Source organism: Kosmotoga sp. DU53, from assembly GCF_001639905.1.
Classification (GTDB): domain Bacteria; phylum Thermotogota; class Thermotogae; order Petrotogales; family Kosmotogaceae; genus Kosmotoga; species Kosmotoga olearia.
On record NZ_JGCK01000073.1, the window covers coordinates 199,254 to 221,738 of the forward strand.

General features: G+C 43.4%; 21 protein-coding genes and 1 riboswitch. Of the genes, 7 read left to right on the top strand and 14 right to left on the bottom strand.

The features are described 5' to 3' along the window. Nucleotides 1-30: 30 nt before the first annotated feature. From DU53_RS11205 to DU53_RS11215, 3 genes are read right to left on the bottom strand one after another with little or no spacing between them, the layout of a single operon-like run. Nucleotides 31-918, bottom strand: coding sequence for a hypothetical protein (locus DU53_RS11205; protein WP_015869466.1), 888 nt, complete (start codon nucleotides 916-918; stop codon nucleotides 31-33). Nucleotides 919-933: 15 nt separating this feature from the next. Further along, complete coding sequence (locus DU53_RS11210) at nucleotides 934-1,467, bottom strand: hypothetical protein (RefSeq protein WP_015869467.1); 534 nt, start codon at nucleotides 1,465-1,467, stop codon at nucleotides 934-936. Continuing rightward, nucleotides 1,460-2,020, bottom strand: coding sequence for an RNA polymerase sigma factor (locus DU53_RS11215; RefSeq protein ID WP_015869468.1), 561 nt, complete (start codon nucleotides 2,018-2,020; stop codon nucleotides 1,460-1,462). The genes DU53_RS11210 and DU53_RS11215 overlap by 8 nt, the downstream gene beginning before the upstream one ends. A 105-nt stretch (nucleotides 2,021-2,125) precedes the next feature. On the opposite strand from DU53_RS11215, the gene DU53_RS11220 reads away from it, so the two are divergent. Together DU53_RS11220 and nth are read left to right on the top strand one after the other, a co-directional pair. Then, on the top strand, nucleotides 2,126-3,532 hold the full coding sequence (locus DU53_RS11220) for an aminopeptidase (RefSeq protein ID WP_015869469.1): 1,407 nt from the start codon (nucleotides 2,126-2,128) through the stop codon (nucleotides 3,530-3,532). After that, nucleotides 3,525-4,157: an endonuclease III gene (nth, locus tag DU53_RS11225; protein ID WP_015869470.1), complete on the top strand. Its 633-nt coding sequence runs from the start codon at nucleotides 3,525-3,527 to the stop codon at nucleotides 4,155-4,157. The genes DU53_RS11220 and nth overlap by 8 nt, the downstream gene beginning before the upstream one ends. Here the strand turns inward: nth and DU53_RS11230 are convergent. Beyond that, entirely contained in the window at nucleotides 4,111-5,679 is a 1,569-nt protein-coding gene (locus DU53_RS11230) for an iron ABC transporter permease (RefSeq protein ID WP_063728696.1), read from the bottom strand. The two genes, nth and DU53_RS11230, sit on opposite strands and share 47 nt — an antisense overlap. Before the next feature lie 20 nt (nucleotides 5,680-5,699). Continuing rightward, nucleotides 5,700-6,686 carry a thiamine ABC transporter substrate-binding protein gene (locus DU53_RS11235; protein WP_015869472.1) on the bottom strand — a complete coding sequence of 329 codons (987 nt, stop codon included), beginning with the start codon at nucleotides 6,684-6,686 and terminating at the stop codon, nucleotides 5,700-5,702. 37 nt (nucleotides 6,687-6,723) lie between these two features. Beyond that, a riboswitch (TPP riboswitch) is annotated at nucleotides 6,724-6,826 on the bottom strand. Between the two features lie 79 nt (nucleotides 6,827-6,905). Between DU53_RS11235 and mfd the strand changes: the two genes are divergently transcribed. From mfd to DU53_RS11250, 3 genes are read left to right on the top strand one after another with little or no spacing between them, the layout of a single operon-like run. Continuing rightward, the gene (mfd, locus tag DU53_RS11240) at nucleotides 6,906-9,962 is read left to right on the top strand and encodes a transcription-repair coupling factor (RefSeq protein WP_015869473.1); all 3,057 of its coding nucleotides are present in this window, start codon (nucleotides 6,906-6,908) and stop codon (nucleotides 9,960-9,962) included. Further along, nucleotides 9,943-11,274, top strand: a complete 1,332-nt coding sequence (gene mnmE, locus DU53_RS11245; RefSeq protein ID WP_148208044.1) for a tRNA uridine-5-carboxymethylaminomethyl(34) synthesis GTPase MnmE — start codon at nucleotides 9,943-9,945, stop codon at nucleotides 11,272-11,274. The genes mfd and mnmE overlap by 20 nt, the downstream gene beginning before the upstream one ends. 8 nt (nucleotides 11,275-11,282) lie before the next feature. Then, nucleotides 11,283-11,939: a hypothetical protein gene (locus DU53_RS11250; protein ID WP_063728698.1), complete on the top strand. Its 657-nt coding sequence runs from the start codon at nucleotides 11,283-11,285 to the stop codon at nucleotides 11,937-11,939. Nucleotides 11,940-12,021: 82 nt separating this feature from the next. Here DU53_RS11250 and DU53_RS11255 read toward each other — a convergent pair whose 3' ends face one another. From DU53_RS11255 to DU53_RS11295, 9 genes are read right to left on the bottom strand one after another with little or no spacing between them, the layout of a single operon-like run. Continuing rightward, complete coding sequence (locus DU53_RS11255; protein WP_015869476.1) at nucleotides 12,022-12,564, bottom strand: 2-oxoacid:acceptor oxidoreductase family protein; 543 nt, start codon at nucleotides 12,562-12,564, stop codon at nucleotides 12,022-12,024. After that, nucleotides 12,561-13,316 carry a thiamine pyrophosphate-dependent enzyme gene (locus DU53_RS11260; RefSeq protein WP_015869477.1) on the bottom strand — a complete coding sequence of 252 codons (756 nt, stop codon included), beginning with the start codon at nucleotides 13,314-13,316 and terminating at the stop codon, nucleotides 12,561-12,563. Before DU53_RS11260 ends, DU53_RS11255 begins: the two co-directional genes overlap by 4 nt. Before the next feature lie 2 nt (nucleotides 13,317-13,318). Then, entirely contained in the window at nucleotides 13,319-14,386 is a 1,068-nt protein-coding gene (locus tag DU53_RS11265; RefSeq protein ID WP_015869478.1) for a 3-methyl-2-oxobutanoate dehydrogenase subunit VorB, read from the bottom strand. Between the two features lie 13 nt (nucleotides 14,387-14,399). Beyond that, on the bottom strand, nucleotides 14,400-14,627 hold the full coding sequence (locus DU53_RS11270) for a ferredoxin family protein (RefSeq protein ID WP_041289064.1): 228 nt from the start codon (nucleotides 14,625-14,627) through the stop codon (nucleotides 14,400-14,402). A gap of 4 nt (nucleotides 14,628-14,631) precedes the next feature. Continuing rightward, nucleotides 14,632-15,309 (bottom strand): cobyric acid synthase CobQ, encoded by a 678-nt coding sequence (locus tag DU53_RS11275; protein ID WP_015869480.1) that lies wholly within the window; start codon nucleotides 15,307-15,309, stop codon nucleotides 14,632-14,634. Then, nucleotides 15,287-16,378 carry a butyrate kinase gene (gene buk, locus DU53_RS11280; protein WP_015869481.1) on the bottom strand — a complete coding sequence of 364 codons (1,092 nt, stop codon included), beginning with the start codon at nucleotides 16,376-16,378 and terminating at the stop codon, nucleotides 15,287-15,289. The genes DU53_RS11275 and buk (DU53_RS11280) overlap by 23 nt, the downstream gene beginning before the upstream one ends. A 2-nt stretch (nucleotides 16,379-16,380) precedes the next feature. Beyond that, entirely contained in the window at nucleotides 16,381-17,283 is a 903-nt protein-coding gene (locus DU53_RS11285; RefSeq protein ID WP_015869482.1) for a bifunctional enoyl-CoA hydratase/phosphate acetyltransferase, read from the bottom strand. Next, a complete protein-coding gene (gene buk, locus DU53_RS11290) occupies nucleotides 17,280-18,350 on the bottom strand; it encodes a butyrate kinase (protein WP_015869483.1) in 1,071 nt (356 codons plus the stop codon). The genes DU53_RS11285 and buk (DU53_RS11290) overlap by 4 nt, the downstream gene beginning before the upstream one ends. A gap of 11 nt (nucleotides 18,351-18,361) precedes the next feature. Next, nucleotides 18,362-19,594 (bottom strand): PLP-dependent aminotransferase family protein, encoded by a 1,233-nt coding sequence (locus tag DU53_RS11295; protein ID WP_015869484.1) that lies wholly within the window; start codon nucleotides 19,592-19,594, stop codon nucleotides 18,362-18,364. A 343-nt stretch (nucleotides 19,595-19,937) separates the two neighbouring features. Here DU53_RS11295 and DU53_RS11300 point away from each other — a divergent pair, with 343 nt between their 5' ends. Both DU53_RS11300 and DU53_RS11305 read left to right on the top strand, forming a co-directional pair. Further along, nucleotides 19,938-21,308 (top strand): ArsB/NhaD family transporter, encoded by a 1,371-nt coding sequence (locus tag DU53_RS11300; RefSeq protein ID WP_015869485.1) that lies wholly within the window; start codon nucleotides 19,938-19,940, stop codon nucleotides 21,306-21,308. A gap of 13 nt (nucleotides 21,309-21,321) precedes the next feature. After that, nucleotides 21,322-22,485 (top strand): alanine--glyoxylate aminotransferase family protein (locus DU53_RS11305; RefSeq protein ID WP_235599828.1); only part of this gene is annotated, 1,164 nt, incomplete at its 3' end.

Genomic DNA, 22,485 nt, shown 5'->3' on the forward strand with positions numbered 1-22,485 from the left:
ATGTCAGAAGACGGTTTGAGGGGCGGCGCATCAATGAGCAGCAATTAGATGCGAAAGAATATTCCTTAGTTCTTCAGAATCCCTGGAACCAATTATAATCAGAGATATTGAAGAGCCAAAAAGTTCATAATAATAGTTTAAGCCATTGGCAGCACATACATCTAATATCATTTTTAAGAGCGGATCAGGGTTGGCATTGAATAAAAGAAAAACTACGATTCTTCCTGAAATCTCTGAGTCAAGATATAGTGTATATAGCAGGTGACCGTCTTTGCCGTAGCTGAAGTCCATGGCATGCCACTGGAAATTCTCGTTCAGATAACTTTCGGATAACTGAATAGGCGGTCTGATGATGTTTACACCATTCAAAGCGTTCGATACCTTATCCGCGTCCTCCTGGGTAATCTTACGGTAATTGTTGTATTTAACCAGCACTATGTATGGTCCGAACCTTTTTACCAATTTTGTAAGCCTGAGCTTGTCATCAAAGGTTATCTCGTAGTTAATACCATCATTGCTAATAATGTATTTATGTCCGTAGGGTAAGTCGAGCACTAACCGTACATCGTAAACTCCGTTCTTGATGATATCTATCAATTTATCCTCCACATCCCTGATGGGTAGCAAAGGTTCGAAGGCATTCTTACCGAGAATAACAAATTCTCCCTGTGAATTTTTTACCCAAGTGTAACCGCCTCTGGATGAATGAACCTCCACAAGTCTATATGGACCTACATTTATAACGGATTCGCTCCTGTAAACGGTTTCAAAAAAACCTTTTTCAGTTACCATTCTCTCTACCTTGTAGGAGGATGAGGATAATTTTTCTACAAGATCCAAAAGTATTTCTTGAGCTTTTTGGGCAAAGCTTATGGACAAAAGCAAACACACGAAAATGACTGTGAGTATTCTCTTCATTCGACTCACTCCTGGTTAGAAGTTTGTATTAACCACGACAACATCGATGTTTTCAGCGGGTACTTTCTTTATGAAATCAACACTTTTCAACATTTTTTCCTGCAAATCGGTATCTGCCTGTGCGGAGGGTTCTGCGGAAATTGCTTTTTCTACACCGCCAGTCGTTGATAGTGCTAAATTCGGAAAGTCTCCAAGACCCTGTCTGGCATTGAGAACATTGATGTTGTATTCAAGAGGTGTTCTCCCTTCAGTGACAACAATAGGAAAATTTTTTCGGTGAATGTCGATGCTATTCTTTGAAAAGAAATCAATACCAATAAAAACGGCAATAAAACAGGCAGCCAGAGATATGTAGAGTCTGTATGGAAGCACTTTTTTCCTTCTGATGGCTTCCAGAGTTTTTCTTTTCAATTTTTCACCTGGATTATAGGCAGTTCTTTCTTTAAAGACCAAAAGTGCTCTAACATATTTCACCACGGCTTCTTTATCTTTTTCATTCAGAGCTTCTTTTGGAATTTCACCGTCAAGGAATCTGTCAAAATTACTCATTGTAACCTCCCTCCTCAAGGAGATGCCTGAGACGTTTCCGGGCATAGTGTAATCGGCTCTTTATTGTTCCGTTTGGCTTCCCGAGAATCTGGGCTATCTCTTCATATGAAAGCCCCTCAATATCTCTAAGCTTTATCAACAACCTATCTTCTTCAGGGAGTTTTGCGATTATATTTGTCAGTTCTTCATAGCTCAGCTCGTTCATTACTTCCCTGAACACATCGTTGGGCGCTGGAGGTTCGAGAAATGGTTTCTCGTCGTTTTCCTGGAAGTCCGTCAAGTACTCCCGGTTTCTCTTCCGTTTTGCAATAATGTCATTACACACGTTGATTGCGACCCTATAAAGCCATGTAGATAGTTTCGCTTCGCCACGGAACTTTTTTATATTTTTAAACACCTTTATAAAAGTCTCCTGAAGGACGTCATCAACATCATCTGTGCCGAGGTAGGAACGAATAACACTCCCCAATCGAGGAGCGTATTTGTCGTACAGTACCTCATAAGCCCACATTTCTTTCTTTTTCAGCCCTTCGATCAATTTTTTCTCGTCCAAGGGAATCCCCCTGTCATGAATTTTGACACCACTTTTGCTGTTACGGTTCATACTAATTATACTATAAAGAATTCTTATCCTCTGATAGAATATTACCGGGGAGGTGTGAATGTGAATAGTAAAGACGAGCTCGTATTTAAACACAAAACAGCATGGAAAGATTTAAAAAGAGCTTCTATTGAGGAGTATTCTGGAGAATATCTTGCCTTCTTAAAGGAAGGATTAACCGAAAGAAAGGTTGTGAATTATTTAGTTGAATACCTTAGAGATAGAGGCTTTCTTTCGTTGGATGAACTTGAAGAAAAACCAGAAAAACTCTCTGGCGTTACCGGGGTTTATAACTCAAGGTCGGGCAAAACCCTGGTTGCGTTGCGCCTCGCTGAGGATTTTGAGAACGGATTCAGATTTGTGGGAGCTCATGCCGACGCCCCAAGACTTGATTTGAAACCATTACCGGTGGTTGAAAAACAGGGACTTGTCCTTCTAAAAACCCACTATTACGGCGGCGTCAAAAAATATCAGTGGTTGAATATTCCTCTTGCGCTTGTTGGGGTCGTGGTGAAATCGAATGGCGATGTTGTAGAGATTTCTATAGGAACAGAACCGGGTGACCCGGTGTTCGTTATAAGTGATCTTTTGCCTCATCTTGATAGGCGAAAAGGCGATATAAATGATGTTTTCAAAGGAAAGGATTTAAACGCGTTAGCTGCTTCCATACCGATAGATCTGGATAAGGATTCGAAAGAATCTGTGAAACTCCATTTTCTAAAACTCTTAAACAACAAATATGGTTTAACCGAGGAAGATTTTATCAGTGCCGAACTCCAGTTGGTTCCAGCCATTGAGCCGAGGGAAATTGGGCTGGACAGGTCCATGATTGCTGGATACGGCCACGACGATAGGGTTTGTTCATTTGCAGCAATCACAGCTCTGGCTGATTCGAAGGAATTAAGAAAGAATGCCTGTGTCCTTATCTTCGATAAAGAAGAGATAGGAAGCGACGGTTTAACGGGAGCTAAAGGAAGTTTCTGGATAAACACCCTCGTTAGAGTGGCGAGGTTGTTGAAAGCGTCTGATCCAGTTATGACGGTAAATTTAGCCCTTGAAAAGTCCTATATGTTATCCGGAGATGTTTCTGCTGCCATTAATCCAATGTTTGCAGATGTTCACGATGTGGAAAACGCTCCACGGCTGGGTTATGGAATAGTTCTGATGAAATATACAGGACGCGGCGGAAAATATGGTACCAGTGACGCCAGTGCTGAATTCGTCGCAAAGGTGAGAAAGATACTAAACGAAAATGAAATTCACTGGCAAACAGCGATTCTCGGTGAAGTAGATCAGGGTGGCGGTGGAACGATTGCCAAATTTTTTGCAGAAAAAGGTATAGAGGTCATTGATGCAGGCCCGGCGGTTCTTGGAATGCATTCACCCTTTGAAATAATCTCAAAAGCTGATCTCTATGAAACATACAGAGCGTACAAAGCCTTTCTGGAGGGAAAGGATGAATAATTGTAAACCGGAAGTTGTAGCGGCAAAAATAATCGAGCTTTTTCCGCGGATTCATCAGGACAGCGATCCTTACAGGGTCCTGGTTTCCACTGTGTTGAGTCAGAGGACGCGGGATGAAAACACAGAGGTGGCATCAAAAAAACTTTTCTCGGTCTACCCTGATGTTTTTGCTATAGCAAAAGCAAAACCTGAGGATCTTTACAATCTGATTAAAGCGGCCGGGATGTATCGACAAAAGGCAGAAAGGATAGTCGAAATCTCAAAGATTATTGTTGAGACATACAACGGGAAAGTTCCGGATACCCTTGAAGAATTAACCAAATTGCCCGGAGTAGGAAGGAAAACCGCGAATATCGTTCTCAACGTTTCTTTTGGGAAAGCAGCACTTGCTGTTGATACACATGTTCATAGGATCTCAAACAGGCTCGGGTGGATAAAGACAAAACAGCCGGAACAGTCTGAATTTGAGCTTCAGAAGATTTTACCGGAGGAATTGTGGGGACCTTTGAATGGTTCTATGGTGGAATTCGGCCGAAGGGTGTGCAAGCCTGTAAATCCACAATGCAATGAGTGTCCCATCAATTCCTGCTGCCGGTATTTCTCAGATGTTCAGAAAAAGAGGTGAAGAAACCGCCTATCAGTGCCAGTGAGACCAGAACGACAATCACCAGCAAAGAGCTCAGAAATCTCGCTTCGATGAGATGGCGGCTGGACATCAACCGATATATGGCAACGGTTATTGTGGGATAGCTATCTCCACCGAGGATTAGAGACCCGCTGAATTCGCCCATAGATATCGCAAAGATCACGCTGAAGGATGCGATAAGCACCTTTCTGAAAAGAGGAACGATAATATGCCACAGAATTTGCAATGAGCTGGCACCATCTATTTTTGCCGCTTCTATTGCCGTTACGCTCACACCAGCGGTTCCAGCGTGGATCAGGTTCAGATTGATTGGAAGGGATACCACAAGGTAGAGCAGAATCATGGCCAGCGGTGGTGCAATAAACTTAAAAGAAGTGCTGTAAGATAGAGCAAGTATAGCCGGGGTTATTGATATACTTAGAAGAGAAATACCTCTTAAAATAAAGCTTCCACGAGGTGTATCTCTTAATCCCCAGATCATAGAAAAACCGAGAACCATTCCTATTAAGGCTGTGGTTGCTGACAATAGCAGCGATCTTAAAATTGCCTCCGGGATGGTAGAACCCACGATAGGAATCTGCGATGATGTAAAGATGGTCACTATCCTGTCAAAGAGAAATTCTTTCCTTCGAAAATCGTAAACCGATCCAGCAAAACCCGCTATAACCGGCGCGCTTTCAAAAATCAGAAAGAGAACGGAGTAAACCTTCAGGTATTTTCTTTTTTCAATGTACCGTTCTCCATATTGAAAGCTCTCTCTCTTTTCGAAGAAAGAAAGAAAAAATCCAAAGGCAAATATGAAAAGAAATTGGAGTATTGCCAGAGAAATCGCGATATTTGGTTTGGCAAGTAGTTTGAGGTACATGTAAATCGCAACCTCCAGGGTCGCGTACTGCGAGCCACCGAGAATCAAAACAACAGCAAAGGAAGTGAAGCAGTAAGAAAAAATGAGAATAGTTCCGGCCACTAATGCAGGAAGAACCAGAGGAAATTCAATCTTCCAGAATATCTTCCATTTATTCGCACCATCAGACAGTGCGTTTTCTATCTGTTCTTTTGGGATTCCTGCAAGTGCATCACCGAGAACTCTAACAAGTATCGGGGCGTTGTAAAAAATATGTCCAAGCAAGATCGCGGTGAAGGTGTAAAGAATCTGAAGCTTGATCCCAAAAATCCCCAGGAAGGAATTGAGTATACCATTTCTTCCGTACATTATCAGAAAACCTACAACCGCTGATATCCCCGGTAAAAAAAACGGAATGAACGTCGTTATGTAAAGGAGTTTCGCTAGAGTATCATTGTGGTGGGCATAGTAATAAGCAGCCGGAAATCCAACAAGAACAGCCAGCAGCGTGCTTATTGTTGCCTGAAACACAGTAAATTTCAAAATCTTCTGAATTGTATTGCTTCTTATTATTGTCAAAACTTCGCTTCCTCTGGCGGAGCCAAAGGAAGCGAACAATGGATAAAGTATAAAGAGAACCGCGATTGCTAACGTCAAAAAAAAGAGCCAGATAGAATTTATTCGTAGATAACACTCTCCCAGAGGGCAATAATTTTTTCAATATCGATATTTTCAGGAACAGAGAGAAGTTCGGTAGGTTTCACCGCGTAGTTAAACGCTTCTGGCAGATCAATTTCTATAACCGGGAACATCCACTGATTCAGCGGAATGCTGTTCTGGCATTCCGGGGAAATAAGAAAATCGATGAATTTTTGAGCAGCCTCTAAATTATCCGTCCATTTGCAGATTCCGGCTCCCTCGATTTGAACGTAACCTTTTCCACCTGGAATGATGGCTCCATAATATACCTTTCCATAATAGTGGTAGGAGTACGCTCCGTCGGTTGCATAGCTAACCATCATGGGTGCTTCTCCGGCTTCAAACTTTTCAAAAGCATCATCCCAACCAAAGGTAATTGTAAGTATAGAATCCTTTAAATTTCGCCAGAATTCGACAAAATCCTCATCTTCCTGGTGTAATAGGTATGTCCACATTACAAAGGACAACCCTGTACTGGAAGTTCTTGGATCCTGAATGATGAGGCTTCTTCTGAATCGTTTTTCGGTTAGCTGGTCAAGAGATTCGATATCGAGTTTGCCATATTCTGCGTGGTCATAGATTATTGCAATCGCTCCGTAGTCATAAGGTGTCAGTCGCCACTGGGGGTCAAAAATCAGGGACTTATCGACAATCGAATCTGCATTCTTTGGTTTGTAGCTAAGGAAGATATCCTCTTCAAAGGCTCTCTTTGCCAGTAGGTTGTCGATACCTATGACCACATCAACATCTGACTTTTCCCTCTCCGCAATGACCTTTGACAAAACCGCTCCGGCGTCACCGTAGGTTCTCACCACAACCTCTATCCCGGTGAGCTCTTCAAATTTTGGAAAGGCTTCTCGCGCGAGAGGAAGCAGACTGTCGTAGGTGTAAACCACCAGTTTTTCAGATAAAACCAGTGAAGACACAAGGAACATCAGAAGAATCAGCAACACAGTCCTTTTCATTTTAAATCCCTCCCTAAAAAAAATGACCGTCCGGGGGACGGTTCGAAAACGCCCTCCCTTCGCCGGTATTACCCGGATCAGGTTCAAGGGGTCTGCGCCGAACGCACTCTCAGCCTGTACAGGCTCCCCCGGCAGTTCCATTATAACAGTTTTATTGTTATCATGGAAGTGATAGAATCTATACTCAGGCTTTGAGGTAGTATCAAAGGAGCGTTCAACTTGAATGAGAAAGAACTGATAATAACAAAGGATCCATTTCTCTGGGTAATCGAAAATCTCGAAAGAATCCCCGAAAGTTCTGTAATCATTTTCCCTTCGGAAAGGGAATTGCAAAGATTCCTATCCTTTCATTCACCATCAGGAGATGAAGGGATTTTCTTTTCACATGATGTTTTTCCCTTTGAAGACGTCAGGGTTTCCGCATATGTGAGAAATCATCGTATGAGCTGCTTGAGCAACCTTCAGAATAAAAACATCAAAAGGATCTACACCAGTCTGGATGCGATTCTGAGGAAAACGCTTCCTCCTGAAGCAATGAAAGGAAGTACGAAAAAGATTAGAATTGACGATCCTTTTGGATTTCATCCAGACAAACTCGTCGAGATGGGTTACGAAAGGGTTTTTACCGTTGTTGAACCCGGGCAGTTTTCCTGGAAAGGCGAAGTCGTTGATATTTTTGTTCCAGGCAGCGTTTTACCGTATAGATTGATTCTCTTCGATGACATAGTCGAGGAGATAAAGCTTTTTGACCCGGGAAACCAAAGAAGCGTAAAACACATTAGTGAAATTGAGATCTTTCCAGCTGGTGAAGTACTTACAATTGAAGAAAACGTCTCTTTGGCAAAACTCAGAATAGAAAACGCGGAAAAAGCTACCGGAAAAAGGTTTTCCATCAGCCCTCTCAACTGGCAAAGGATGGATACAGTGGTGGGGCTTTTTTACAGGCAGCAGGCCTGGCTGGGAGATTATCTTGGCGATGACTGCTTTTTCCTTTTTGTAGATCCCGAAGAAGGACTGAAAGACTTTGAACTCAGGGAAAGAGAAACCCTAGAAATTCTCTCGAACAAAGAAGTCGAAAAATTCATATATAGGAGGTTCGGAACCTTTTCACCTACTCTGCTGTATTCGGTGAAAAAGTATGGATTGATTTCTAAGAGAGAGGTTGAGACTTTCGAGTGGACATCTTTAAAGTACGAAGATGTTAAAGCAACCAGGAAAAATCTGCCGAGAAAACAAGAAAAATACGTTCCCAAGGCCCCTGTTTTTGACTGGAGCGAGCTTGAAGAAGGTGATTTTGTCGTTCATATTGAGTACGGCATTGGAAAGTTTCTTGGAATAAGAAAGATTAACGGCGTTCTGGGAACCCGGGAATACCTCACTATTGAATATCGCGAAGGTTCGAAGATTTACGTTCCGATAGAACGCCTCGACCGTGTCCATAAGTATGTTGGGGATACGGATAATATACAGTTGAATTCATTAAGAGGGAACGCCTGGAAGAAACGAAAGAAACGGGTTGAGAAAGAGGTAAAGGAAAGGATAAAAGAACTGGCGTTGCTGTACGGTACGAGGGAGCATTTAAGGGGATTGAGCTTGAAAGGAGATCCCACCCTGGAGGATGCGTTCAAGAGAAGTTTTCCCCATCTTGAGACAGAAGATCAGGCAAAGGCTATAGAAGAGGTACTCGACGACCTTGCTGACGAAAAACCAATGGACAGGCTTGTTAGCGGCGATGCGGGTTATGGCAAAACAGAGGTTGCTTTGAGAGCAGCTTTTCGAGCGGTGGTTTCAGGAAAGCAAGTTTCGATTCTCGTTCCGACGACAGTTTTGGCGCGTCAGCATTATGAAACCTTCAAAAACAGGCTTGAACCCTTTGGAGTTAACGTAGATATACTCGATAGATACCGCACACCGAAAGAAAGACAGAAGATACTTCGTGAGTTGAAGAATGGAAAAATCGACGTAATAATTGGTACTCACAGCCTGCTCTCTAAAGACGTGCGTTTCGCTGATCTGGGGCTGGTAATAATCGATGAAGAGCAGCTCTTCGGGGTAATGCAGAAGGAACATTTGAAGAAACTCAGGCTTGAGGTCAACGTTTTGACCATGAGTGCCACACCAATTCCCAGAACACTTTACATGGCACTTTCAGGGCTCAGAGAACTTTCCATGATCGCGACTCCACCCATTGGGAGAACCATGCCGGAAACGTATGTCGGTCCCGTCAACGACAGGTTGATCAGAACGGCTGTTTTGAGAGAGATCAATCGTGGGGGTCAGGTTATATACGTCCATAACAGGGTAAACGAGCTCAACAAACTCGAAAATAAGATCAGAACATTGCTTCCTGAGGTTGAAATTGGAGTGGCGCATGGCCAGATGCCCAAAAGGCTTTTCGAAAAAAATGTGGGTGATTTCTACTCTGGCAAGCTTCAGATGCTGTTATGCACAACCATCATAGAAAGCGGTGTTGACATTCCCAATGCGAACACCCTTATAGTTGATGATTCTCAGAGATATGGGCTGGCTCAACTTTATCAATTGAGAGGAAGGGTAGGCAGAAGCACCAGAAGAGCATTTGCGTACTTTTTGTACAATCCTAAACGTCTGACGCCAAAAGCAAAAGAACGTTTGAAGGCTTTGAGGGAATTTTCCGGACCAGGGAGCGGAATGAAACTCGCCATAAAGGATATGGAAATAAGGGGATTCGGAGAATTACTTGGCAAAGAACAGCACGGAAATATTTCCTCCATCGGGTTGTACCTGTACAAAGAGATGGTGGAGAGAGCTGTAGCTGAAGCCAGAGGCATAAAGGAACTCGAACCACTGGAAGAAAAATTCATAGATACCGAATTGCACAATATACCCTATGATATGGTAATCCCTGAGGAATACATCAACGATTCTTTTGAAAGGATGAAGATTTATAGGCGGATAGCAATGAGCAGGTCCGTTGAAGAGATCACAGAAATCGAGGAAGAATTGAAGGATAGGTTTGGCACTTTACCCGATGAAGTAAGATCTCTTCTCGATGCTGCGAGAATAAGAATAGCCGCTTATAACCTATCAATAAAGTTCATAGAATACGACCCGCATTCTGAAGCGGTTATTATCGGATTGAAGGAAAGCGGGAAGAAAAATGTAAAGATATTCGATGGTTTAAGAAACATTTTCAACGAGAAGGAGTCAAAGGTTATCCTGTACAATATCAAGGAAGAAAAACTCCTTGATACAATAAAAGCTATCTTTCTTGGAGATGATAAAGATGATTCATGACCCTATTTGTGCCATTGCCACATCTCCCGGCATTTCTGCGTTGGGAATAATAAGGTGTTCCGGTGAAGGAAGCTGGGAAAAGCTACTTCCCTTTGTCAATGTCACCGATCCCAAACCGTGGCGGCTGTATCTCACCCCCTTTACGATCAATGGTGAGATGATAGATGAAGTGATGATTGCGTTTTATAAGTCGCCAAAGTCCTACACTGGCGAGGATATGGTCGAGCTTATTTCACACGGGAGCCCCCTTATTCTGAGAATCATTCTGCAGGAGCTCATCAAAGTGGGGTTCAGGCAGGCGCTTCCGGGAGAGTTCACAAAACGGGCCGTACTCAATGGCAAAATGGATTTGATAAAAGCAGAGTCAATAGAGACCCTTGTAAGTGCCCACAGCAAAAAGGCATTGAAAGCTGCTTTATCAAATTATTCTGGCAGACTTAGCCAGACTATAAATAGGATAAGAGAAACTCTTTTGGAACTACTCGCAAAAGTTGAGGTAGAGCTCAATTATCCTGACGAAATTGAGGGCTCCGATGATGAAATAATTCGGGAATTGGAAAAGACCCTGAGCAGGGTGAAGAAGCTGATCAGACACGGAGAAAACGGTATTGTGGCTGTCAACGGTGTAAAAACAGTCATCGCGGGTAGAACGAATGTAGGGAAATCGACTTTGCTGAACGCTTTACTGAGACGAGACAGGGCAATTGTTACCGATATTCCCGGAACAACCCGCGACACCATCGAAGAAGACATAAGTATCAACGGTATATACTTTCGATTGGTTGATACGGCGGGGATTCGTGAGTCATCGGATAAAGTCGAAAGAATCGGTATTGAAAGAAGCTTAAAACAGATAAAGGAGGCCGACCTTGTTCTTTTTATGGTCGATCTGATCGAACCCGAAAATGATCTAGAACTGTACGAGAAGCTGAGGAAAGAATTCAGGCACAGTATATTGATAGGCAACAAACTCGATATGGTCGAAAAATGCCCGGATGGATTCGATGTGTGTATAAGTGCAAAAACAGGAAGAGGGATCGATAAACTTGAAAATCTCATGGTAGAAAGAACTCAGGATATCACTGAACTCTATCCAGATGAGGTCTTTGTCACCGAAAGGCAACTTGCGCTTGTGCAGAGATCTGTGGAAATGATTGAAGAAATTCTTGAAGCCTTAAAGTCAGGTATTACTCCCGACGTTGTTGGATCATATCTTCAACAAATCATCTTTATCTACGATGAATTGACGGGACGATACTCCGCTGAAGATTTGCTGGACAAAATCTTCGGAAACTTTTGTGTAGGAAAGTAGGTGCGAAAATGATTTTAGGAATAGCTCTTCTGATAGCTGCCATGGTTTCCAGGTTTTTCCTTTCCCCGTTGTGGTACTTTCTCGTGGCTGAAGCCCTTACGGTGGTTTTTGTAACCCTCAGGAAAAGGTTCGAGTACCCTGTTATCGTTTTTTCAACCGTGGCACTACTGGTAGCGGAAGCGGTGGCCATATTCTTCAATATCGGTTCGGCCGGTCATCTCTTCGGGACCATTGTCGGAACGATTACCGCTCTCCTGGGATTTGCGGAAGAACGTTCGAAAGAGAGATTTATACAAAGCCTTGGTCTCGAAGGAAAAGAATACAGAAAACAGGTAAAATCCTTTCTCTACACCTTCGGCGAGGTCGAGAGGATAGAAAAGATTCGAATGACCCAGTGTTATGCCATCCTGTTCAAGAGAAAACTTCACTTACTGATAGAGACCTTTCAGGGTGGCAAGGTTCCGGTTGAGCTTAAGATGAAAGATATAGTTGAAACAGGCGTTCATCAGGCGATTTCAGAGAATCCTTTATATTATCCGAGGCTAAGAGATCTCTTTCTTCCCATTAAAAACTTCCGAACCATTGGAAAACCTAAAGAGAAGGACTACTTTCTTGTAATAAGAACGGGCGACGGTATCTGGACTTTTTTCGTAAGAGCCCGATAAACTTTTAGAATTCAGGGAGGAAATAGAAAAAGCGCGGAACAGCTCATGAGCTCCCGCGCTTTCTAATTTTTATTCCTTTTTCTCAATCTTTTACCGCTCTCATTCCGGCCTCAATGGCTTTGAGGTTCAAATCGATCAATTCGACCTTTTTCCCGGTGAGCTTTTTCCTCAGTGCTTTTTCGATACTTCCGGTTGAAACAGCTCCGGTCATTGCGAGATAAGCGCCAAGAGCAACCATGTTCGCTATTTTCAGATTGCCGATTTCTTCGGCGATTTTGTTGGCATCGACTTTTGCGACCTTTATATCCGTCCTGGTTGGTTCTCTGTCTACGACGGAGGTATTGAGAATCATGATACCTGAGGGTGTCAGGTTTTTTTCGAATTTCAACAGTGATGGGATGTTCATTATTATTAGTTCATTCGGGGTATCAGAAATCGGCGATGCGATGAATTCATCGCTGATAACCACCGTACAGTTTGCTGTTCCTCCGCGCATTTCAGGACCATAAGAGGGTAACCAGGTGCTGTGTTTGTCTTCAAACATGGCCGCTGTTGCCAGTACCTGTCCAAGAAGCATTACACCCTGACCGCCAAATCCGGCTGCTATCAGTATGTGTTCGCTCATTTCACGTCACCAACCTTATCCACGAATACTCCCATTGGATACTCTTTTTTCATGTTCTCATTTAGCCATTTTATGGATTCTATCGGGCTCATTCCCCAGTTGGTTGGACATGTAGAGAGAACCTCTACCAGAGAGAATCCCAGTCCTTTTATCTGTGCGATAAACGCTTTTTTAATCGCTTGTTTGGCTTTTCTAACCTCGGCCGGGGAGCTTACAGCAACCCTTTCAAGATAAACAACTCCTGCAGCTTCCTTCAGAATCTCTGACACGTGTATCGGGTATCCTTCCCTTTCTGATGTTCTGCCGTATGGGGAGGTTGTTGTCTTCATGCCGAGAAGTGTGGTTGGAGCCATTTGACCTCCGGTCATACCGTAAATGGCGTTGTTTATGAAGATAGTGGTTATCTTTTCGCCACGATTGGCCGCATGGATTATCTCGGCAGTACCTATGGCAGCAAGATCACCGTCTCCCTGATAGGTAAAAACAACCCTATCCGGCATTGCTCGTTTCATACCGGTAGCCACCGCGGGCGCTCTTCCGTGTGGGGCGACCGTACCGTCAACATCAAAGAATTCATATGCAAAAACCGAACATCCAACAGGAGCCACCATTATCGTTTTTCCCTGAATACCGAGTTCGTCTATCACTTCGGCAATCAGTCTATGAACGATCCCGTGATGGCATCCAGGACAGTATGTAAAATCTCTTTTTGCTAAGGATTTAGGGCGCTGAAATAGAGTAACTTTCGCCACCTTCATTCACCTCTTTCAACGATTTTCTTGAGTTCACCGAAGACTTCCTGCGGTGTCGGTACAACTCCTCCGGTGCGTCCGTAGAAATGTACAGGAACGTTTCCCTCTACAGCAAGCCGCACATCTTCAACCATTTGCCCGGCAGACATTTCAACGGTTAGCACAGCTTTCTTTCCCTTCGCCGCTTCTTTGAGTTCTCTATAAGGATAAGGCCAGAGAGTGATTGGCCTGAACAGGCCGGCCTTTATTCCCATTTCTCTGGCTTTTCTTACAACGTTTCCAAGAATTCTTCCCATGGTTCCGTAAGCAACAAGAAGATATTCAGCGTCATCAACCATTTCTGTTAAATAACGAACCTCATTTTTCTCAATCTCTCTATATTTTTTCTGATAACCTAGGTTCATTTCTTCAAGACAGTGAGGATCGATGTTAAATGAAGTTACTTTATGGGGTTCTCTTCCTTCACATCCCTGCAACGCCCATGAGCTGTGATCAGGCAAGGTGCTTAAATCACGGAATTCAGGGAATGAAACAGGTTCCATCATCTGGCCAAGCATACCGTCTGCGAGAATAAGCACGGGGTTTCGATATTTATCAGCCAGATCGAATGCTAGCACCACAAGATCAACAGCTTCCTGAATTGAACCCGGTGAAAGAACTATCAATTTGTAATCCCCATGTCCGCCGCCCTTTGTGGCCTGGAAATAATCGCTCTGGGCCGGTTGAATGTCACCGAGGCCCGGGCCGCCGCGAACAACATTTATGAAGACTGCCGGAAGCTCCGCACCAGCAATGTAGGAAACACCTTCCTGCATCAAACTGAATCCGGGGCTTGAGGTTGAAGTCATAACGCGAGTTCCCGTGCTGGCAGCACCGTAAATCATATTGACAGCAGCTACCTCACTCTCAGATTGCAGGAATGTCCCTCCAACCTCCGGAAGGCGTCTGGCCATATACTCAGTTAATTCGGATTGGGGAGTTATGGGATAACCGAAATAAAGTCTACATCCTGCCCTTACTGCCGCTTCCCCCATAGCTTCGTTGCCTTTAACCATCACTTTTTCTTCCATCGCAACTCCTCCCTTATTTTGAAACCTCAGCTGTTTCACGATAGACGGTTATAGCAGTGTCAGGACACATCATATAACAGAAGCCACAACCTATACAGTTGTCCGGATCATGCTGTTGGGCTGGGTGATAACCTTTGCTATTGAATTTCTTAGAAAAACTCAATACCTTCTTAGGACAGGCATTTATACACAGTCCACAGCCCTTGCAGCGTTCTTCATCGATAACAACGTAATTCATCATCATCTCATACCTCCCATGGGGTTTTCAGATGTTTTTTCAAATTAAAAACCGGGAATTGTAATTTTTCTTCCTTTAATCCGTCAATAACGATAGTCATTGCCACCGGAATTTCCGTGGCCTTTGAAACTTCCTTGATGAATTTCTCACCATATTTCACATTTTCTGGTGTTGTTTCATTTCCAAGATTAGCATTGTTGATGAGATAATCAATTTTCATTCGGGCTTTTGATGATAGCCTTTCGATATGCTCGACTGTTTTCTGGACGGTGTCTGTGAAAGGTCTGAAAGGATTGATAACAAAAAACGTGGAGACATTCACTTTCTTCAACAAATAACTCAATGAACCAAGAACCACAGCACCGTCATCGTTACCTCCAACATCAAGAACGAGGCGATATTCATTGTTTTCAATAAAGCCGCGAACTGCAGGAGAAATGATGGGTAAATCTGCATGCATAAGCTGTCCAGGAGGTGTGATCACTTTTATTCCCTTCTTTTCAAGTTCAGCAGTGTGGTCACGTGAACGAAAATAGGGACTTATTACGTCGATATCTGCAATGGCAACTTTTTCAAAACTTTCTTTAAGATGAAAGGCTACGTTCAGTGCGATCTCCGTCTTACCGCTCCCGAACATTCCCATGAATATTAAAATCCTGTTTTCAAACCATGGCAACAGTTTCATAAATCTTCGCCTCTTCCTCTCCATTCAAAACCCTTAATGCAGCAATTGCGAGAGCCTCTTCCTCATTTCCGCCAGCCACTACCTCTATCGGAGCGATGAAGGAAACCTTTTCCTCGATCCACTTCACCATGAATTCATCATCGTAAGCGATTCCACCTGTAAGAACGATAGCGTCCACATCACCCTTTAGTACAGCTGCCATTTTTCCGATCCACTTTATAATTTGATATGCCATACCGCGGTAGTAGAATTCCCATTCTTTGTTTCCGTCGCTAATGGCGTCCTGTATCTTTCTACAATCATTTATGCCTGTGTAGGCTACCAGGCCACCCTTTCCTTTGATGAGTTTCTTTATCTCGGCTTTTGAGTATTTTCCACTGTAACAGAGTTTTATGAGCCCGGTCAATGGAAGCGTTCCAGCGCGTTCAGGGGTAAATGGTCCATCGCCGTTGAGTGCGTTGTTCACATCTACTACCCTTCCCTTCCGATGGGCACCTATCGAGATTCCACCACCCATATGAACGACGATAAGGTTCATTTCTTCATATTTTTTACCGTGTTTTGCTGCGACATATCTTGCGACGGCTTTTTGATTGAGTGCATGAAATATAGATTTTCTAGTGAAGTCCGGATGCCCGGAAAGTCTCGCCACTTCCTGCATTTCATCGACAACAACAGGATCGGCTATATATGCCGGGATCTCCTTCTTCGATTCCATAGATAACTCTTTTGCTAATATTCCACCAAGGTTGGAAGCGTGTTCACCATACTTCGCTTCCTTCAAGTCCTGTATCATTCTTTCTGTTACCAGATAGGTTCCACCGGGAATAGGAGCTAAAAGACCTCCTCTACCCACGAAAGCGTCGAAATCTTCAAGGCAATAACCGGAATCCTTCAGAAAGTTTATTATCAAATTTTTCCGAAAATCCTTTTGTTCGTACAAACTGTTGAAGGGAGATAATTCTTCAACCGAATGCCGGATAGTTTTGTCAACAACGGCGCGTGCATCTTCAAAGATAGCCAATTTTGTCGATGTGGATCCAGGATTTATCACGAGAATTCTCTTCATTGTCATCCCTCCGAAAGAAGAACGTTGAGAGCGATGGAATAGAGTTTTGTTCTGTCGGAATCTGCTCGCGAAGTCAGAATTATCGGGATTTTACCACCGACGATACTGCTTGCAACCTCGGCTTTGCCCAGGAAAACCATGGCCTTATAAAAGATATTACCGGCTTCAATGTCTGGCATTATGAGAATATCAGCTTGTCCGGCCACAGGACTTTCTATACCTTTGTGTTTGGCTGCTTCTATCGATACCGCATTATCCAGTGCAAAGGGACCGTCAACGACAACCTTGCCGAGCTGACCTCTCTGGGACATTTTGGAAAGAATGGCCGCATCCAGCGTTGCCGGCATCTTTTCGTTAACAACCTCTATTGCACCAAGCACAGCGACTTTCGGAGGTTCTATCCCTAAGGCCCTGGCAACGATAGAAGCATTGACAATTGAATCGGCTTTTTGCTTCAGATCCGGAGCTATAACCATACCTGCATCAGTAACCACAAGTAAACGAGAATATTCAGGAATCTCAAATACACTGACAAGGTTCATGGTTCTGCCCGTTCTGAGCCCATACTCCTCTTTAAGATAGACACTTAACAAATCTCCAGTTTTTACTTTACCTTTCATCAGCAGACTGGCTTCCCCTTTTGCAACGGCTTCCACTGCTTTTTTGACAGCGTCAGCGTTGCTCTGTGTTCCTACAATTTTGTAGCCGTGATCAAGCCCGATTTCTCCGGCAATTTCTTCGATTTTTCTCTGATTTCCGAAAAGAAGAAATTCGGCAATTTCTTCGTTAACAGCCGCTTTTATCGCTTTTAAAACAACGACATCTTCAGCTACAGCAACAGCCACAATCCCCTTTCTTCCACGAACACGTTCAACTATCTCTGAAAGAGTCCTTATTGTACTCATATAGTTTCACCCACCTTGAAACGCTTTGGGTTCTCTTTCCCTGTTAAAACACGTTTAGCACCTTCAGCTAACGCAAGGAGTTCATTTTCTCCAGGCTCAACGACCACCAACGCAAAACGGGCAACGTAGCTCTTGATTTTCTCCACGAAGTCCGAGTTATAAGCCATACTACCCGTAAGAATTATCGCGTCAATATTTCCACCGGCTACCGCACACATTCCACCGATCTCTTTGGCAATTTGATAAGCCATTCCTTCAATTACAAGCTCTGCCTTAGGATCATTTGCAGCAAGTTTCATCGCTTTTCTCAAGTCGTCTGTTCCCAGATAAGCCAGAAGCCCTCCCTGCTTGGTGTATCTTTTCAGAAGCTCCTTTTCGGTATATTTTCCACTAAAAGCCAGCTCTACTACATCGCCAACAGGAAGCTCTCCAGTCCTGTTAGGACTAAAGGGGCCTTCATCGTTTGCATTATTTACATCCACCATTTTTCCTTTAACCTGAAGCCCTACGGAGATCCCGCCGCCGAGATGAGCTATCACAAAATTCATTTCTTCCAGAGGCTTTCCCATTTCTTCTGCTACCTTCCTTGCAACCGCTTTCATATTAAGGGCATGAAAGAGGCTCCGGCGCTCTATTTGCGGAATCCCTGAAAGCCTTGCTTCATCCCAAAACTCGTCTACTGAAACCGGATCGGTTATGTAGACGGGGATATTTCCTCTGGAAAGCAATCTTCCAATTGGCGCTGCCAGGTTTGAAGGGTGGTCAACACCTGTTTTGTGAAGCAAATAGTCAACCATTTCTTCATCTACCTCATAGGTCCCACTTTCTAGCGGCGGGAGTATGCCGCCTCTACAGGCTATAGCATCAAATTCTTCTATTTTGAACCCCTCTTTTGACAGAAGACCTTCGATTTCCTTTGCTCGAATTTTCACCCTTTCCTCGGGTGTCAATAAATCTTCAGTGTGAGCGGAATGTTCAAAATTCTCTTTCCAGATGATCTCATCGTTTTCATAGATACCAAGTTTCGTTGAAGTGGAACCCGGGTTTATAATCAATATTCTGGGCATAAAATCACCTCTTACAGTAAACCTTTCATTTTTCCGTATTCGAGAACAGTTTTCTTAAGCCTGGCAACTCCTTCTATGATTTCCTTCTCAGGAGGCAAACAGAAAGAGAGTCTCATGCAGTTTTCACAGGAGTTATCTATCGTAAAAGCCACACCGGGTATAAAGAGGACACCGTTTTTCTTACCGTATTCCATCATTTCAAGTGTATTGAAGCCCTCTGGTAAACAGAGCCAGATGAAAAGGCCGCCGGAAGGTTTTGTCCATTTAACTCCCGGTATATCTGAGAAGTCCTTTTCAAGTTCATCAAGCATAAGCTTCATCTTCTTTTTATACAAGGCGATGGTGGGTTTGAGTGATTCTCTGAGGTCATATTGTTCAAGATATCGTCCGGCGATTCTCTGAGTGAGACTTGGTGAACAAAGATCGGCTGCTTGCTTTGCCTGGGTAACCTTTCTCACAAGATTCTCGTGGCCTACCACCAGACCTATTCTCATTCCAGGGGACAAAACCTTACTGAAGGTTCTGAACATCAGGACCCTTTCTTTACCGGCGAGTTTGAACAACGAGGGGATATGTTCACCTTCATAGCGAAGTTCACCGTATGGATCATCTTCAATTATTAAAAGATCGTATTTTTCAGCTATCTCGATCAACCTTTTCCTTTTCTCAAGGCTTAGACTAACGCCGGCTGGATTGTGGAAGTTTGGAATGACGTATATGAATTTAACTTTGTCCATCTCTCCGGCCTTTTCAATTTCGGCTAACCGCTTTTCTAATCTATCCAGATCGATCCCATCGTCTTGAAGTTCAAGATCTTCGTGATTCAATGACCGCAGTGCAAAAGCGCTTGCAGCTCCCAGATATATTGGTTTTGAAACAAAATATATGCTATCCTCGTCAAGAAGGATTTCAGAGATTAGATGCAAGGCGCTTTGAGATCCCACCGTGACTATAATGTTATCGAGATTCAACCCTGTAATTCCCTCTGCCCTTTCGAGATATTTGAGATAGGCCTCTCTTAAGACAGAATCTCCTTCTGTAGGGCAATATTGAAGAGAGTGGCTATATTCCTCTCTTATCACTTTATCGGCAACCTTTGCAAGTTCTTCGCGTGGAAAGGTTTCAGGATCAGGAACCCCCCCGCCAAAAGAAATCATTCCCGGGTTCATGGCTTCCTTTAAGAGTTCACGGATAATGGATGACTTCATTCGCAGCGCTGTACTCGAAAATTTATAATCTTTCATGTACTCACCCCCTAAAATATTATTATTATTGGCACAATGATTCATATAATAGTAAAGCAATTCAATGCCATCTTGAAAAAAACAAGGTATAACCTTCAAAGCGCTGTACTCGAAAATTTATAATCTTTCATGTACTCACCCCCTAAAATATTATTATTATTATTGGCACAATGATTCATATAATAGTAAAGCAATTCAATGCCATCTTGAAAAAAACAAGGTATAACCTTCAAAAGGGGGATTTTAAACCCATTCAGAGTATCGCGGAAAAACATATATGAAATTTCGTGCATGCAAGTATTTGCAAAGATGAAAATACCTTCATATTAGAGGAGTGGTTATAGTGGCTTTTGTCTACGGAGCAATTGTATTGTTCTTGATGGGTATTGTGTATTACTTCCTGATCAGTAACAAGATGGACAAAGCCGCGAGCGCTTTTGCCGCTGGAGCGATCCTTCTGTTTTTGACCGCTATTTTTACAAACACTTATCCTGAACTCGTCCCGGAGGCTATCAAGAAAATTAGTCTCGATGAGCTTAGCGAATTTGTGGACTTTAAAACCCTTGGATTGTTGCTTGGTATGATGATAATACTCCCTTTCATAGAAGAATCCGGATTTTTCCAGTTCGTTGCGATAACCGTTGTGAAGTTAAGCCGAGGAAATTTTCGCCTGCTTTTTGTGGTTACTTCGGTTATTGTTGCCATCTCTTCCGCTTTTTTGAACAATGTCAGCACCGTTATGGTTTTTGTCCCTGTGGTTCTTGCAGTTACCGAGACCATTGGCAAGAACCCTTTCCCCTATCTCGTAATGATAATCCTTTCTGCGAATCTCGGAGGTGCTGCAACCCTGATTGGTGATCCACCTAACATGCTTGTGGGTTTTGCAGCTGAAAAGAGTTTTAACGATTTTCTGGTAAATGTAGCTCCCGTAGTAGGAATAACAATCTTTACTGTGATTATTCTGCTATTGTGGAAAGAGGGAAAATATTTTAAACTGGATGCAGAAGAAAAAGTTATTCTGAGAAGGTTTTCTCAGACCAATCCTAAAAGTCAGATTCGTGATAAGAAATTGATGGCAAAATCTCTGCTGGTCTTTGTTGGTGCTTTAATAGGATTCATGCTTCCACCGTCTCTGGGAATAGATCCGGCACTTGTATCACTCCTGGCTGCAGCTGTACTTCTCTTCTTGCTCAGGGTTGACTCCGAGACGATGGAGAAAGTGTTTAAGAAAATAGAATGGGGAACTATTTTCTTTTTCCTTGGAATGTTCACCCTTGTCTACGGTCTGGAAGCTGTGGGGGTTATGGAGTATCTCGTGAATGGACTTGTTCATCTGTTTCCATCGCCGATTTTCCTGTTACTTTTTGTTCTATGGTTCCCGCTATTGATGGCTGGATTGGTTAGCGCTGTACCAATGGTGATGATAATGATACCAATCGTCGAAAACATAATCCATAATAGTAGTCTTATTTTTTCAACGAACACCGGCCTGGCAGATACTTTGTGGTGGGCTCTCGTTCTTGGAGCATGTTACGGTGGAAATGGTACAATCGTTGGAGCAGCAGCAAATATAGTGGTAAGCGGAATGAGTCAGAAACTCGAGAGAGGAAAACTTACTTTTTCAGAGTATTTCAGATACAGCTTCCCCATAGTCATCGTTACAGGAGTGATAGCGAGTTTGTATGTTTTATTCAGATACTATATTGCGCTATAAGGAGGTGCTTGAATTGTCAAAATTAGTAAAGAAAAATTATCTTCTCGCTCCCGGCCCTACACCCGTGCCAATTGATCTTTTGCTGGAAGGAGCTCGGGACACGATTCACCACAGAACTCCCCAGTTTAAAAAGATCATGGATGAGGCAATTGAAGGAACTAAATATGTTTTCCAGACCACAAATGATCTCTTTCTTCTTTCTTCTTCGGGGACCGGTGCCATGGAGATGGCTGTTGCAAACCTCGTTTCTCCCGGTGAAAAGGTTATTGTTGTGGTTGGCGGTAAGTTTGGCGAACGTTGGGAAAAGATATGTAAGGTTTACGGCGCCCAGGTAGTACCGATCAAGATTGAGTACGGTGACTATGCCACCCCTGAAATGATCGATGATGCTTTACAGGCGAATCCGGATACAGTTGCAGTTTTCACAACCCTCAGTGAAACCTCTACCGGAACGGTAATGGACATTGAAGGGTTCAGTAAAGTTGTCAAGAAACACGGTAAGTTGATCGTTGTTGACGCCATCAGCGGTTTGATTGCCCAACCTCTCAAGACCGACGAATGGAACCTTGACGTCGTTGTAGCCGGTTCTCAGAAAGGATTCATGTTGCCTCCGGGTCTTGGATTCATTACATTCAGCGAAGATGCATGGAAAAAGGTTGAAACCACAACAACTCCACGTTTCTATTTCGATGCCCGCGCATACAAAAAGAATCCAGCTCCTTATACACCCGCTGTCAATCTCATTTATCAGCTGAAAAAGGCTGTTGAAATGCTGAAAGAAGAAGGTATGGAAAACGTCTGGGAACGCCATAGAATCCTTGCGGATGCCACCAGGGCAGCTATAAAAGCGCTTGGTTTGGAGTTCTTCTCCAAAAATCCAGGAAATGTTTTGACTGCGGTTAGAGTGCCTGAAGGCGTTGATGGCTTGAAACTCGTTTCTATCATGAGAGATGAGTACGGAGTTACTATCGCAGGTGGTCAGGGAGACATGAAGGGTAAGATATTCAGAGTGGCTCATCTCGGTTACATGAGCAAATTCGATGTGATTATTGCCGTCTCCGCTCTTGAAATGGTATTGAGAAAACTCGGATACAACATAGAATACGGCATCAGGTGTAGAAAGCAGTCAGAAGAGGGATCTTTGAGAAGGAGGGGGTTTGATGTTCAGGCTTCATGC

What these genes read in the sequence shown, in the direction of transcription:
- mnmE (WP_148208044.1), top strand. Translation starts at nt 9,943, where the DNA reads ATGATAAAGATGATTCATGACCCTATTTGTGCCATTGCCACATCTCCC.
- DU53_RS11210 (WP_015869467.1), bottom strand. Translation starts at nt 1,467, where the DNA reads ATGAGTAATTTTGACAGATTCCTTGACGGTGAAATTCCAAAAGAAGCT.
- DU53_RS11270 (WP_041289064.1), bottom strand. Translation starts at nt 14,627, where the DNA reads ATGATGAATTACGTTGTTATCGATGAAGAACGCTGCAAGGGCTGTGGA.
- DU53_RS11235 (WP_015869472.1), bottom strand. Translation starts at nt 6,686, where the DNA reads ATGAAAAGGACTGTGTTGCTGATTCTTCTGATGTTCCTTGTGTCTTCA.
- DU53_RS11250 (WP_063728698.1), top strand. Translation starts at nt 11,283, where the DNA reads ATGATTTTAGGAATAGCTCTTCTGATAGCTGCCATGGTTTCCAGGTTT.
- buk (WP_015869481.1), bottom strand. Translation starts at nt 16,378, where the DNA reads ATGAAGAGAATTCTCGTGATAAATCCTGGATCCACATCGACAAAATTG.
- DU53_RS11255 (WP_015869476.1), bottom strand. Translation starts at nt 12,564, where the DNA reads ATGAGCGAACACATACTGATAGCAGCCGGATTTGGCGGTCAGGGTGTA.
- DU53_RS11205 (WP_015869466.1), bottom strand. Translation starts at nt 918, where the DNA reads ATGAAGAGAATACTCACAGTCATTTTCGTGTGTTTGCTTTTGTCCATA.
- DU53_RS11285 (WP_015869482.1), bottom strand. Translation starts at nt 17,283, where the DNA reads ATGAGTACAATAAGGACTCTTTCAGAGATAGTTGAACGTGTTCGTGGA.
- nth (WP_015869470.1), top strand. Translation starts at nt 3,525, where the DNA reads ATGAATAATTGTAAACCGGAAGTTGTAGCGGCAAAAATAATCGAGCTT.
- DU53_RS11295 (WP_015869484.1), bottom strand. Translation starts at nt 19,594, where the DNA reads ATGAAAGATTATAAATTTTCGAGTACAGCGCTGCGAATGAAGTCATCC.
- buk (WP_015869483.1), bottom strand. Translation starts at nt 18,350, where the DNA reads ATGCCCAGAATATTGATTATAAACCCGGGTTCCACTTCAACGAAACTT.
- DU53_RS11265 (WP_015869478.1), bottom strand. Translation starts at nt 14,386, where the DNA reads ATGGAAGAAAAAGTGATGGTTAAAGGCAACGAAGCTATGGGGGAAGCG.
- DU53_RS11275 (WP_015869480.1), bottom strand. Translation starts at nt 15,309, where the DNA reads ATGAAACTGTTGCCATGGTTTGAAAACAGGATTTTAATATTCATGGGA.